This is a genomic window from Pseudarthrobacter sp. HLT1-7, from assembly GCF_059383435.1.
Map to the genome: position 1 here is coordinate 17036 of NZ_JBWZCH010000006.1, position 13141 is coordinate 30176.

Genomic DNA, 13141 nt, shown 5'->3' on the forward strand with positions numbered 1-13141 from the left:
CTGACTCGCAGCAGGGGTTGTGTTCAGCGTTTTGAGCGCTCCAGGTCCTGCGGCTCCTGAGGACTTCGCTAGGCTGTGGGAAGATGCCAGTCAATAGCTGAAGAAAGTACTGAATGACCACCCAAGACCCCACACCCGAACACGCCCCCGAACAAGGGCCCAAGGAAGCGGCGGGAACGAAGCGAACCAAGCGGCGTCTTGTCGTCGTCTCGGCAATTGCGGCTATCGCCTTGTTGGCGTCCCTGATGTTCCTGTTCAGGCCCAGCAGCTCCACGGAGGCAACGAGCGTTCCCTCGACCGCTCCCACGGCTTCGCCTGAACCCACGCCGACGAAGACGCCAGCTCCCGCGCCGGAAGTCCAGTACTACAAGCAACCCGGGCCACCGGCCGGCTCACCCCTGGAAGCAGTTGAGCCACTCAAGGTAAGCGTCTCAAAGGACCTGGTGGGCACCTCTCTGGCCAAAGGCCTGGCCGGAATCTCGCTCGAAGCCACCGACCTGGCCGATCCGGCCCTCGGCAGCAGCAACGCCTCCCTGGTGAAACTGTTCCAAGAAGCAGACCAGCCGGTGCTCCGCTTCGGAGGCAACGCCGTTGACCGCCGCTTCTTCTGGACGTCCACCAACGAGGCGGTCCCTTCCAACTACACGGGAGATAAGGCACACCCGGTCAGGGCCGTGGGTCCCGCGGACCTGGCCCGGGTGAACACGCTGCTGGACGCCGTCGATGCCAAGATTGCCCTCACCGTTGACCTGGGCCACTACGACCCTGCCCGGGCCGCAGACCTGGCCCGCCATGCCACGGAAATCTTCGGTGCGAAGCTGCTCAGCATCACGGTCGGCAACGAGCCCAACGGCTACGGAGCCAACGGTGTCCGCCCCGGCGGATACAGCGTGGAGCAGTACGTCACGGAGCTCAAGGCCTACGCGAAAGCAATCAACGCTGCGGCGCCTGCTGTGCCGATCTCGGGCCCCGGCGCTTACGACCAGACGTGGTGGCAGCCATTCATTGATGCGGACATCCCGCAGAAGAAGATCCTGTCCTTTCACAACTACCCGCTCCACAGTTGCGACGGAAAGGCGGACCCCCAGGCCTCGCCGACCCTGGCGAATCTGATGAACCCCCTGATGCACGTCCGGGCCGAGGACTATCAGAAGGCGGCTCTGAAGGCCGGAAAAGATGCGGGCTTGGAAGTCTGGCTTCCGGAAACCGGCATCGCGGCCTGCCCCGGCTCCAATGAAACGTCACGCACCCACGCCTCCGCCCTCTGGACCGCCGATTACGCTCTCAATGCCGCGCAGTTGGGGATCACGCGGATCGGCTTCCACAGCTCGATGCTGACCTGCAAGGGCGGGCCCCCCATGTCCGCCATCTGCAGCGGCGGGGCGTACCTGAAGCCGGACGGAAATGTTTCCGGCCGGGCAAACTTCTTCGGCATCTCCATGGTCGCGGAGCTGGAGGGCGGAAAGTACCTGAAGCTGGATAACACAGGTGGCGGATTGACGTTCAGTTATGCCTTGCAGAACGCGGACGGTAGTACAACCGTCGCTATCGTCAATCAGAACAACCCCGAAAAGGCCGCGCAGACCGACGTGAGTCTCAAGCTCCCAGGAAAGGCCCTGACCGGAACCATGACGCAGCTCTCCGGACCAAGCTACAAGGCCGAGGACAGTACGGTAATCGACGGGGTAAAGTCAGAACCCATCCCCCTCCCCGAGCGTGCAACCGTCCCGGGCTTCGCCTACGGGTCGGATACCCAGAAGTTCAAGCTTACGGCGGGCACCGTCACCGTCCTGAACTTCAAGTACTAGGCAACTCAAGGAACTGACTCGCAGTTGTGGCCGTTTTGAGCCGCCGTTCTGAGCGCTCAAAACGGCCCCTGCTGCGAGCTGGTGGGCCTTTTCGTTCGTTCGTCGGGGGTCCGGGCGCGTTGGCCGTGCTCTGGGACATGCCCCGCGCCGGGGCCAGCGGGTGGACATAGTGTCATTCTGCCCAGTCGCGGGCGCGAAGAATGGGCATGTCCCGCTGGACTGGATACCGGCCCCAAAGGGACATGCCCCGCGCCGGGGCCAGCGGCTGGACATAGTGTCATTGTGCCCAGTCCCGGGCGCGAAGAATGGGCATGTCCCGCTGGACAGGACACCGCCGCGGCGCGAAAAGGTCCCGGCTCCGTCTGACCCCCGACGAACTAAACGAAAGTGACCGCTAGTTGGGCTTAGCCGCGTGGCCCGCCGGGCGCTGGAACGTTTCCCGCGCCATGAACCAGCCCGCGGCCGCCGCGATCAGGATTCCGCCGGTGACGCCGAAGGCCCAGCCGTAGCCGAGCCGGTCCGCCAGCAGCCCGGCCAGCACCGGCCCCACAATGGCGCCGCTGTCCGCCGTCATCTGGAAGACCGCGAGCACCCGGCCGCCGGAGCGCTGATTGCCGACCACATCGGCGATGGCGGCCTGCTGGGCGGGCCCGAGCAGGCCGGAGCCGATGCCGGCGACGGCGGTCGCCACGAGGAACCACAGCAGTTCGTGGGTGAAACCGATGGCCGCCGTGGCCGTTCCGGTCACCAGCAGGCCGGCAATCATCATCGGCTTCCGGCCCAGCCTGTCCGCGAGGCGGCCGGAGAACGTCAGCGCCACTGCGTTCGCCGCGGCGAACACGGCCAGCGCATAGCCCGCCGCTTCGGGCCCCGCGGAGAGGGCGGCCACCGCGAACAGCGGCACCGTGGCCATCCGCACCCCGAACGTCGCCCAGCCGTTGGCGAAGCTGGAGAACAATCCCGCGCGGTAGGCGCTGTCCCGCAGCGCTTCGCGGAGTTCCATGGCCGGCGCAGTCCCGCCCTCAGGGCGGGACCCGGCCGGAACATGGCTGAGCTGGGTCTGCACCACAATGGCAGCCAGCACCAGGGCCGCCGCGTAGGCCAGGAACGGCACGCGGAGGCCGAAGCTCGCGAGCAGTCCGCCCACAATCGGCCCGCAGACGTTGCCGATCAGGAAGGCCGAGGCATACGCCCCGGCGACCCGGCCGCGGCTTTCGGGCGGCGCCAGCCGGACCACCAGCGCCATCGAGGCCACCGTAAACATGACCGAACCCGCGCCGCCCAGGCCCCGGAACACCAGCAGCTGCCAGTAGTCCTGCGCGAAGGCGCAGGCCGCCGTCGACGACGCAACGACCAGCAGCCCGGCCACATAAACCGGCCGTTCACCGAGCCGCACGATCAGGGCCCCTCCCGCCGGCGCGAACACGAGCCGCATCAACGCGAAAATGCTCACGATGATGGCCGCCTCCGTATTGCCGACGCCGAACGTGGTTGCGAACTGGGGGAGCACCGGCGCCACCAGGCCGAACCCGACGGCGATCAGGAAGGCCGCGACCAACATCACCTTGATGTCGCGCGGCAGCCGGTCCCCGCCGGGTTGACCGGAGCCCGCCTGGGGCCGGGCGGCAGCGGGTTGGGGGGTCTTACTCATGGGTGGTCTTCCTGGCGGTGGGGGGGGAGTTGGGCGAAGCGGCCCGATTATCAGCGTGAAACATAACCGTAACAAGGACGATATGCACCATTTACTTCCGGGAGGTTCTTGTAACACCCCGGCAATCTAAATCCTCCGCCGGCGAAACACGGCCCGGCCAAACTCTTCTTAGAACGCAAACCGCGTAGAGGCACGCGGAAAACTCCGCAAAAGCAAATTCGGATCGCATCCAAGCAAGGGAGGACGTGCACCATGGAACTTACCGCAGGTCACGTATGGCTGATGGTGGCAGCGGCACTCGTGCTGTTCATGACACCAGGACTCGCATTTTTCTACGGCGGCATGACACGCGCCAAGGCAGCACTGAACATGATGATGATGAGCTTCATCTCCATCGGCATGGTCGGAGTGGTCTGGGTGCTCTGGGGCGCCTCGATGAGCTCCGGCGAAGGCTTTATGCAGATTGTCGGCAACCCCTTCGCCACGTTCGGGCTGGAGGGCGTCACCACCCCCGACGGACTCATCAAGGTGGGCTACGCAGCAACCTTCGCCATCATCACCGTGGCCCTGATCAGCGGCGCTATCGCCGACCGCGCCAAGTTCGGCGCCTGGACGGTGTTCGTCCCGGTCTGGGTCACGCTGGTCTATTGCCCGCTGGCCTACATGGTCTGGGGCGGCGGGCTGTTCGGCCCGGAAGGCGCCATCGGCCAGGCCCTGGGCCCCGCGATTGACTTCGCCGGCGGAACGGTAGTCCACATCAACGCCGGTGTTGCGGCCCTGATCCTCGTGCTGATCATCGGCAACCGCAAGGGCTTCGGCAAGGACCCCAACCACCGCCCGCACAACATCCCGTTCGTGATGCTGGGTGCCGCCATCCTCTGGTTCGGCTGGTTCGGTTTCAACGGCGGCGCAGCCACGACGGCGGAGCAGGGCGGCCTGATCTGGGTGAACACCCTCGCGGCTCCGGCCGCGGCCATGCTCGGCTGGCTCATCACCGAACGCATCCGCGACGGGCACCCGACCTCGCTCGGTGCGGCCTCCGGAGTAGTTGCCGGCCTCGTCGCCATCACCCCGGCCTGCGCCAACGTCAGCCCGGTAGGTGCCCTGTGCCTCGGAGCCGTCGCAGGCGCAGCCTCCGCACTAGCCGTCGGACTCAAGTTCCGCTGGGGCTTCGATGACTCGCTCGACGTCGTCGGTGTCCACCTGGTCTCGGGCATCATCGGCACCGTGGCGCTGGGCTTCATCGCCCTCCCGGTCGAAGGCATCGGCGGCGGCCTCTTCTACGGCGGCGGCCTCGCCCAGCTCTGGGCCCAGCTCGCAGTGGCCGGCATCGCCATCGCCTACTCGGCAATCCTGACCGCCGTGATCGCCCTGGCCATCCACAAGACGATGGGCTTCCGGGTCTCCCAGGAGCAGGAAGTCGTTGGCGTGGACCTCAGCCTGCACGCCGAGACGGCCTACGAGTTCGGCGTCGGCGGCCATGGCGGAAGCTTCCAGCCGCTGCATGAACTGATCACCGGTCGGCCCGCCGCCGACGGGGCAGCAGCCCCGGTAGACGCGGCGTCCAACGGCAAGAAGACCGCAGCAGCAGGCAAGGAAAGTGTGGGGGCATGAAACTGATCACAGCAATCGTCCGGCCGGAAAAGCTCGACGCCATCCGCGAAGGACTCGAAGCCTACGGCGTGCAGGGCCTCACGGTCAGCGCGGCGAGCGGCTACGGGCGGCAGCGGGGCTACACCGAGGTGTACCGCGGCGCCGAGTACAACGTGGACCTGCTGCCCAAGATCCGGGTCGAGGTCCTGGCCACCGACGAACAGGCGGACGACATCCTGGATGTCATCATCGCCAGCTCGAACACCGGCCGGGCCGGTGACGGCAAGGTCTGGACGATGGACGTGTTCGAGGCGGTACGGGTCCGCACCGGCGAGCGCGGATCGGCCGCCATCTAGCGCAGGCTTTGAGCAAGCGCCAGATCAGAAAGCGGGCCGGGTACCTGGACAGGTAACCGGCCCGCTTTAGTGCGTCCAACCGCCTGAAGCGAGGACGACGGCGGTCAGGCCGGCCAGCCCTCCGGCCCCTCGCTCCCGGCAGCGTACTCCTGAAGCGGCACGCTGTCCCGGGCCCAGGCCTTGAGGACGGGTTCGAGGATCCGCCAGCAGTCCTCTGCGGTGTCGGCCCGGACGGAGAGCAGCGGATCGCCGGTGAGGACGCCTTCCAGGACTTCGCCGTACGGCAGCAGTTCGGACGCGCTCAGCTCGGCCTGGAGCGTGGCCCGGTCCAGGCTCAGGACGTTGCCGGGGCCATTCACGTCGACGTCGAACTGCAGTGTGTCCGGGCCAAAACCGATCCTGAGCTGGTTGGGGGAGTCCACCCCGGTGAAACCCCGGGGCAGGTGCGGCACCGGCCGGAAGGTGACCACGGCTTCCTTGCGTTTGATGCCCAGCGCCTTGCCGGAGCGCAGGATGAACGGGACGCCCTGCCAGCGCCAGTTATCGATCCCCACCTGGACCTCGGCAAGCGTCTCGGTGCCCCGGGCCGCGTCCACGCCGTCCTCCTTGGCATAGTCCGGAACCTTCCGGCCGTCGCTGGAGCCGGCGGTGTAGCGGGCACGGCGTGTGCTCTTCGCGTAGGGCGCCTTGATGCTGCTGGCCCGCAGCACGGTGGCGACGGCGTCGCGTAGATCCCGCTCGTCCACTGACGCCGGGGGTTCCATCGCCATCAGGGCCATGATCTGCAGCAGGTGGCTCTGGATCATGTCGCGCAGGGCCCCGGCGCCGTCGTAGTAGCGGGCGCGCCCCTCCAGCGCGAGGTCCTCGTCGAAGATGATCTCCACCTTTTCGATGTGCTCACGGTTCCATACGGGCTCCAGGAAGGTGTTGGCGAAGCGCAGCCCCAGGATATTGAGTACCGTCGCCTTGCCCAGGAAGTGGTCCACCCGGTGGATGTGGTCCTCCGGGACCAGCGCGGCCAGGGTCGTGTTGAGGTGCCGGGCGGAGTCCTCCCCTGAGCCGAACGGTTTCTCCATCACCAGCCGTGTCCCCGCGGGGACCTGCTCCGGCGTCAGCGCCTCGCAGGCGAGCTGGCTGATCCTTGGCGGCAGCGCGAAGTAGACCGCCACGGGACCCTCGAGCCGCGCCAGCAGCCCGGCCAGCTGCCCGTCCGCCGTGACGTCCAGCCGGTGGTAGCTGGTGGTGTCACGGATCCGCTTCAGTTCCCGCCGGCCGTAGGCCTCGGCTTGGGAATTGGCGTCGGCGAAGGACTCCTCGACGCGGTCCCGCCACTGTTCCGGCGCCCACGGATCGGATCCGGCGCCGACGAGCGTCAGGCCTTCGGTGTGCCCGCGCGCCACGAGCCGGGCCAGCCCGGGGAGCAGCAGCCGGCCGGTCAGGTCGCCCGAGGCGCCCAGGATGAGCAGTGTTTTCACAGGTGTTTGGCTGGTCACGTAGCCAGCATGCCATCTTGAAGGCGCGTCTTGGTACCCTAGATAGTCGAGTCCCGTTGTCGAGGCGGTTCGTTCAGGCGAACATCAGCCGCGACGCTGGCGTGCCGGACCGGCCGCCATCTGAAGATCCACTGAAAGAAGTGCACGGCGCGTGTTCAATTCACTCTCTGACCGGTTGACAGCAACCTTCAAGAACCTCCGTGGCAAGGGCCGCCTGACCGAGGCGGACGTTGACGCTACCGTCCGCGAGATCCGGCGTGCCCTGCTGGACGCCGACGTTGCCGTGCCCGTGGTCCGCGAATTCACCGGACGTGTGCGCGAGCGTGCTCTCGGCGAAGAGGTCTCTGCCGCCCTGAACCCCGGCCAGCAGATCGTGAAGATCGTCAACGAGGAACTCATCGAGATCCTCGGCGGTGAAACCCGCCGGATCCGCCTCGCCAAGACCGGTCCCACGGTCATCATGCTCGCCGGCCTCCAGGGCGCCGGTAAGACCACCCTCGCCGGCAAACTCTCGAAATACCTCAAGGCCCAGGGCCACAGCCCCATGCTGGTCGCCTGCGATCTGCAGCGACCCAACGCGGTCACCCAGCTCCAGATCGTCGGCCAGCGTGCCGGCGTGCCGGTGTTCGCCCCGCACCCGGGCGCCACCTCCACCGAGCTGGATCACCCCGCCGGCGACCCGGTGTCCGTCGCCCGCGCCGGTGTCGAGGAAGCCCGCCGCACGCTGCACGACGTCGTGATTGTGGACACCGCGGGCCGTACCGGCGTCGACGCCGACATGATGGAGCAGGCCCGCCAGATCCGCCAGGCCATCGTCCCGAACGAGGTCCTGTTCGTGATCGATTCGATGATCGGCCAGGACGCCGTCAACACGGCCCTTGCCTTCGATGAAGGCGTCAATTTCACCGGAATCGTGCTCTCCAAGCTCGACGGCGACGCCCGCGGCGGTGCCGCGCTCTCCGTCGCGTCGGTGACCGGAAAACCCGTGATGTTTGCGTCCACCGGCGAGGGCCTGGACGACTTTGAGCTCTTCCACCCGGACCGCATGGCCTCGCGGATCCTGGACCTCGGTGACGTGCTCACCCTGATCGAGCAGGCGGAGAAGTCCTGGGACAAGGACGAAGCGGCCCGGATGGCGCAGAAGTTCGCCGACCAGGAAGACTTTACGCTGGACGATTTCCTCGCCCAGATGCAGCAGATCCGCAACATGGGCTCCATGAAAAAAATGCTCATGATGATGCCGGGAGCGCAGAACATCCGGCAGCAGCTCGAACAGTTCGACGAACGCGAAATCGACCGTGTCGAGGCCATTGTCCGCTCCATGACGCCGCACGAACGGGTAGCTCCGAAGATCATCAACGGCTCCCGCAGGGCCCGTATTGCCCGCGGCTCCGGCGTGCACGTCTCCGAGGTCAACGGCCTGCTGGAGCGCTTTGCCCAGGCGCAAAAGATGATGAAGAAGATGGCGGCCGGCGGCGGGATGCCCGGTATGCCGGGGATGCCCGGTACGGGCGGCGGCGGCGCCCGCAAGGGTGCCAAGAGTGCGCCTAAGAAGAAAGCCCGCTCCGGCAACCCGGCCAAGGCCGCACAGGAAGCCAAGGATGCCGCGGCCCGGCGTGCCGCCGGACCCAAGGCACTGCCCACCGGGGCGGCATTCGGCCAGCAGGGCGCGGACTTCGATCCCTCCCAGCTGAACCTTCCGAAAGGCTTTGACAAGTTCCTTGGCGGCAGCAAATAGGCGCTGCCGGCCGAGATGTCGGCGGCCCGTCCTCGGACCGGTGTCATAGGGTTGGACCATGTTCAAGCAGCGCGTAGTCTTCGTCCACGGAGCGGGCAGCTTCGGCGCTGCCGCGTGGCCGAAACAGCACGGAATGGCGCTGAACTACGACGCGCTGTTCCTGCGCCGGCACGGCTATGACCCCGCCGCCGAGCCGCTGGAAACGGACTTCGCCGCCGACGCCGCCATCGTCCTCGGTGCCCTGGCCGACGACGGCCGCGGCGAGGCCGGCGGCCACGTGGTGGCGCATTCCCAGGGTGCCATCGCCGCGATGATGGCCGCCGTCGAACGCCCGGATCTGGTGCACTCATTGACGCTGGTGGAACCGGCCTGCCTCTCGCTCACCGCGGAACTTCCGGCGACGGCCGCGCACCGCGCCCTGATGCAGCCGCTTTTCGAGGTCCGCCGGCACCTCAGCGATGAGGACTTCCACCGCGAGTTCGTCCGCCGGGTGTTTGCGGCCCACACTCCGGCGCAGGCAACCCTTGGTTCCCCGGACCCGGAAGACCAGCGGGAGGCCCGCCGGCTGCGGCTGCAGGCGCCGCCCTGGGAAGCCCCGCTGCAGATCGTCCCCGGCGTGCCCACCCTGGTCCTGACCGGCGGCTGGGAACCGCTGTATGAAGAGATCGCCGGCTACCTGCGGGAAACCGGTGCCCTGCACCGCACCGCGGCGGGCGGGCACCGGCCCCAGGACTCTGCTGAGGGAAACCGGCTCATCCGGGCGTTCATCGCCGGGGTCAGGCGGCGCCAGCACGCCCAGGCGTCCTAAACGGCCGGGGGTCCGCCCACGGAAGGCTCCGGCAAATAGACCTTGCCGCCGGAGGCCAGGAACTCCTTGCTCTTCTCCCGCATCCCTGCGGCCATTCCGGCGAGGGCCGCCTGGGAGTCCGCTGAGCCGAATTCGTCCCGGATGTCCTGGCTGATCCGCATCGAACAGAACTTCGGCCCGCACATGGAACAGAAATGTGCCGTCTTGGCCGGTTCCGCCGGCAGCGTCTCGTCGTGGAACGCCTCGGCTATGACCGGGTCCAGCGACAGCGCGAACTGGTCCCGCCAGCGGAATTCGAAGCGGGCCCTGGACAGGGCATCGTCACGTTCGTGGGCGCCGGGGTGGCCTTTGGCGAGATCGGCTGCATGGGCTGCGATCTTGTACGTGATCACACCGGTCTTCACATCGTCCTTGTTGGGCAGTCCGAGGTGTTCCTTGGGTGTCACGTAGCAAAGCATCGCGGTGCCGTAGCGGGCAATCTCCGTGGCCCCGATCGCCGAGGTGATGTGGTCGTAGCCCGGCGCGATGTCGGTGACCAACGGCCCCAGCGTGTAGAAGGGGGCGCCCTTGCAGAGTTCCTGCTGGCGTTCCACGTTTTCCCGGACGAGGTGTAGCGGTACGTGTCCGGGGCCCTCCACCATGACCTGCACGTCATACTCCCAGGCACGTTGCGTGAGTTCGGCCAGGGTGTCCAGCTCGGCGAACTGGGCAGCATCGTTCGCGTCCGCCGTCGCCCCCGGCCGCAGCCCGTCCCCGAGCGAAAACGCGACATCATAGCGGGCAAAGATTTCGCACAGCTCACCGAAGTGGGTGTAGAGGAAGTTCTCCTGGTGGTGGGCCAGGCACCAGCCCGCCATGATCGCGCCGCCGCGGGAGACAATTCCGGTGACCCGGTTGGCCGTCAGCGGCACATAGCGCAGCAACACCCCGGCGTGGATGGTCATGTAGTCCACCCCCTGCTCGCACTGTTCGATCACGGTGTCCCGGAAGATCTCCCATGTGAGGGCATTGGCCTCGCCGTTGACCTTCTCCAGCGCCTGGTAGATCGGCACCGTGCCGATGGGTACGGGAGAGTTGCGGATGATCCATTCCCGGGTGGTGTGGATGTCGTCGCCGGTGGAAAGATCCATCACAGTGTCCGCGCCCCACTGCGTGGCCCACTGGAGCTTGTCGACTTCCTCCGCGATGGAGCTGGTCACGGCCGAGTTGCCGATGTTGGCGTTGATCTTCACCAGGAAGGCTTTGCCGATGATCATCGGCTCGGATTCGGGATGGTTGACGTTGCTGGGAATGATGGCGCGCCCCGCCGCCAGTTCGGAGCGGACCAGTTCGACGTCGCAGTTCTCGCGCAGCGCGACGAACCGCATCTCAGGCGTGACGACGCCGTTGCGGGCGTAGTGCATCTGGGTCACCGTCCGGCCGTCGACGGCGCGGCGCGGGACCGGGCGCGTGCCCTGCCACTCGGCCGACGCGGCGCCCCGGCGCACGGCCGACTTTCCGTCGTCGAGCAGGGTCCGTTCCCGGCCGGTGTAGGGTCCGGTGTCCGCCCTGGCCTCGATCCAGGGGCCGCGGAACGGCTCCAGCCCCCGGACCGGATCGCTCCCGGGACCGGCGGTGCGGTACACCCGGAACGGCGGATTCGCTACGCCGCCCGGTGAATCCGCCAGCTTGATTTCCGTCACCGGGACGCGGATGCCGTGCTCGTCATCCGTGGTAAACGCCAGAGAGCGGGATTTCAGCGACTGGGTGGGGGCCGTGGGCTGACATTGGCCTGGCTGATTTTGGACGTGGCTGTGCTGTGTCAATTGCGTATTCACGGAAATACTCACTTCCTTCGCCGGCATTACCCGGACAGGTTCAACGGTCGCAAGCTGCTTCAGCCCGATCTCAGCCCCTGCAAGGGCACCCGTGTGGTCGTAGACGAAGCTATCACAGGGCTTCGGCGCCCGGCCGCGTGTGACGGCGCCGAGGGAGGCCGCGGTGCTAGCGTGGCATCGTGACTCAACCCAGGGCCGTGCCCCGCGTCAGGACGGCGACGCCGGAAGACCTCGCGGCGCTGCCGGTTCTCGAGGCAGCGGCCGACCGTCTCCTCGCATCGGAGTTAGCGCACCACGTGCTTCCGGCCCCGGAGCTGGCGACGCCGATTGAGCCGCTTTTTATGCTGGTCGCCGGAAACCCGCCCGTGGGTTTCGCCCGCGTTGACGAAGTCGGCGGCCAGGCGCACCTGGAACAACTTTCGGTGTATCCCGACTTTGCCGGGCGCGGGATCGGACGGTCCCTTGTTGAGGCGGCCATCGACGCGGCGAGGGGCCGTGGCTATGAGTCGATGTCGCTTTGTACTTTTGCGGACGTTCCGTTCAACGCTCCGTTTTACGCGAGCTGCGGCTTCGAGGAAGTTGCCGAGCCAGGGAAGGCGCTGGCGGCACTGCGTGCCCGCGAGGCGAAGCTGGGGCTGGATGCCCTGGGCCGGCGGATCGCGATGCGGATATGGCTTTAAGCTTCAGGCCATGACCAGCAGGCCGTCACGGATCGGAACGCCGGAACCCTCCTCGGACGCCGCCCCGGCGGCCCCGCAGCAGCCTGGCCACGCTGCACGAGCTCAAGCACAGCGTGCTGCGCGGAAAACCGGTCCGCCAGGAACAGAGGCGGGCACAGGAATAAATTGAAGCTTCAAGTAATTATCCTAGTGAACAGGTCATCGAAGGTCGATGGCCGCCTAAGCACCGGAGCGATCACATGACTGCAGCAGCCAGCACCCGGGATCTTCTTCCCGCCGAACTCACCATGGGCACCGTGATGCTCAAGGTCGGCGACCTGTTGCTCATGACGGACTACTACCAGCGCGCCCTCGGCCTGGACATCGTGGCCGAGCAGGACGGCGGACTGTACCTCGGACGTCGGCAGAAGCCGCTGGTCCACCTCGCCCCGGCGCCCGGGCTCAGCGTCCCGTCCCGCGGCGAAGCCGGCCTCTTCCACACTGCGCTGCTGTTCGAGGACCAACCTTCTCTGGCCGCGACTGTCGCCACCGCCGCCCAGTATGAGCCCCAGTCCTTCACCGGCAGCGCGGACCACCTCGTGAGCGAGGCCTTCTATTTCACCGATCCCGAAGGAAACGGGATCGAGCTGTACTGGGACCGTCCCCGCGATGCGTGGTCCTGGGACGGCAGAAACGTGGTCATGGACAGCCTGGCCCTCCCGCCGCAGCGCTACCTCGACGAGTTCCTCACCGAGGAATCCGTGGCCGGGCAGCGCGACGCCGACGCCGGCATCGGCCACGTCCACCTGCAGGTGGGCGACGTCCAGTCAGCCCAGGACTTCTACGTCGGAACCCTCGGGTTCGAAAAGACGGCGGGCTGGCATGGGCAGGCGCTGTTCGTCTCGGCCGGCGGTTACCACCACCACATGGCCATGAACGTCTGGAACAGCCGCGGCGCCGGACCCCGACGGGACACCCTGGGCCTCGGCGAGGTGCTGATCGAGGTGCCGGCCGGCGACGATGTGGGCGCCCTCGCCGACCGCCTCAAGACCGCGGGAGTGGAGTCCCACCACACCGGCGCCGAACTGCGTTTTGAGGACCCGTGGCGCAACCGCATCCGCGTGGCCGTTCGCTGAGCCGCCGCGGGAATCCCCACTGCAGTTACCCACGGCCGCAGTTGTCTCTGGGACATGTCCACCGCGTGCGGCCGGAAATGGA

General features: G+C 67.1%; 10 protein-coding genes and 1 riboswitch. Of the genes, 7 read left to right on the forward strand and 3 right to left on the reverse strand.

Annotated elements, in window-relative coordinates; translation table 11 throughout:
- Nucleotides 1-113 precede the first annotated feature (113 nt).
- The gene (locus AC50X6_RS07345) at nt 114-1808 is read left to right on the forward strand and encodes a hypothetical protein (RefSeq protein ID WP_494965586.1); all 1695 of its coding nucleotides are present in this window, start codon (nt 114-116) and stop codon (nt 1806-1808) included.
- A 394-nt stretch (nt 1809-2202) separates the two neighbouring features.
- Here AC50X6_RS07345 and AC50X6_RS07350 read toward each other — a convergent pair whose 3' ends face one another.
- Nucleotides 2203-3459, reverse strand: a complete 1257-nt coding sequence (locus AC50X6_RS07350) for an MFS transporter (protein ID WP_494965587.1) — start codon at nt 3457-3459, stop codon at nt 2203-2205.
- Nucleotides 3460-3711: 252 nt separating this feature from the next.
- Between AC50X6_RS07350 and AC50X6_RS07355 the strand changes: the two genes are divergently transcribed.
- Both AC50X6_RS07355 and AC50X6_RS07360 read left to right on the forward strand, forming a co-directional pair.
- Nucleotides 3712-5073: an ammonium transporter gene (locus AC50X6_RS07355; RefSeq protein WP_494965588.1), complete on the forward strand. Its 1362-nt coding sequence runs from the start codon at nt 3712-3714 to the stop codon at nt 5071-5073.
- Nucleotides 5070-5408: a P-II family nitrogen regulator gene (locus AC50X6_RS07360; RefSeq protein ID WP_264354265.1), complete on the forward strand. Its 339-nt coding sequence runs from the start codon at nt 5070-5072 to the stop codon at nt 5406-5408. Before AC50X6_RS07355 ends, AC50X6_RS07360 begins: the two co-directional genes overlap by 4 nt.
- A gap of 104 nt (nt 5409-5512) precedes the next feature.
- Here the strand turns inward: AC50X6_RS07360 and AC50X6_RS07365 are convergent, their stop codons facing one another.
- Nucleotides 5513-6901 (reverse strand): glucose-6-phosphate dehydrogenase, encoded by a 1389-nt coding sequence (locus AC50X6_RS07365; protein WP_494965589.1) that lies wholly within the window; start codon nt 6899-6901, stop codon nt 5513-5515.
- Nucleotides 6902-7052: 151 nt separating this feature from the next.
- Here AC50X6_RS07365 and ffh point away from each other — a divergent pair, with 151 nt between their 5' ends.
- Together ffh and AC50X6_RS07375 are read left to right on the forward strand one after the other, a co-directional pair.
- Nucleotides 7053-8639 (forward strand): signal recognition particle protein, encoded by a 1587-nt coding sequence (ffh, locus tag AC50X6_RS07370; RefSeq protein WP_494965590.1) that lies wholly within the window; start codon nt 7053-7055, stop codon nt 8637-8639.
- Between the two features lie 58 nt (nt 8640-8697).
- Entirely contained in the window at nt 8698-9447 is a 750-nt protein-coding gene (locus tag AC50X6_RS07375; protein ID WP_494965591.1) for an alpha/beta fold hydrolase, read from the forward strand.
- On the opposite strand, the gene thiC is transcribed toward AC50X6_RS07375, so the two are convergent.
- On the reverse strand, nt 9444-11264 hold the full coding sequence (gene thiC / locus AC50X6_RS07380) for a phosphomethylpyrimidine synthase ThiC (protein ID WP_494965592.1): 1821 nt from the start codon (nt 11262-11264) through the stop codon (nt 9444-9446). The genes AC50X6_RS07375 and thiC overlap by 4 nt on opposite strands.
- Nucleotides 11260-11367, reverse strand: a riboswitch (TPP riboswitch). It overlaps the preceding gene by 5 nt.
- 76 nt (nt 11368-11443) lie before the next feature.
- Between thiC and AC50X6_RS07385 the strand changes: the two genes are divergently transcribed.
- Nucleotides 11444-11944 (forward strand): GNAT family N-acetyltransferase, encoded by a 501-nt coding sequence (locus AC50X6_RS07385; RefSeq protein ID WP_494965593.1) that lies wholly within the window; start codon nt 11444-11446, stop codon nt 11942-11944.
- A 239-nt stretch (nt 11945-12183) separates the two neighbouring features.
- Entirely contained in the window at nt 12184-13059 is an 876-nt protein-coding gene (locus tag AC50X6_RS07390) for a VOC family protein (protein ID WP_494965594.1), read from the forward strand.
- The last annotated feature ends 82 nt before the right edge of the window (nt 13060-13141 follow it).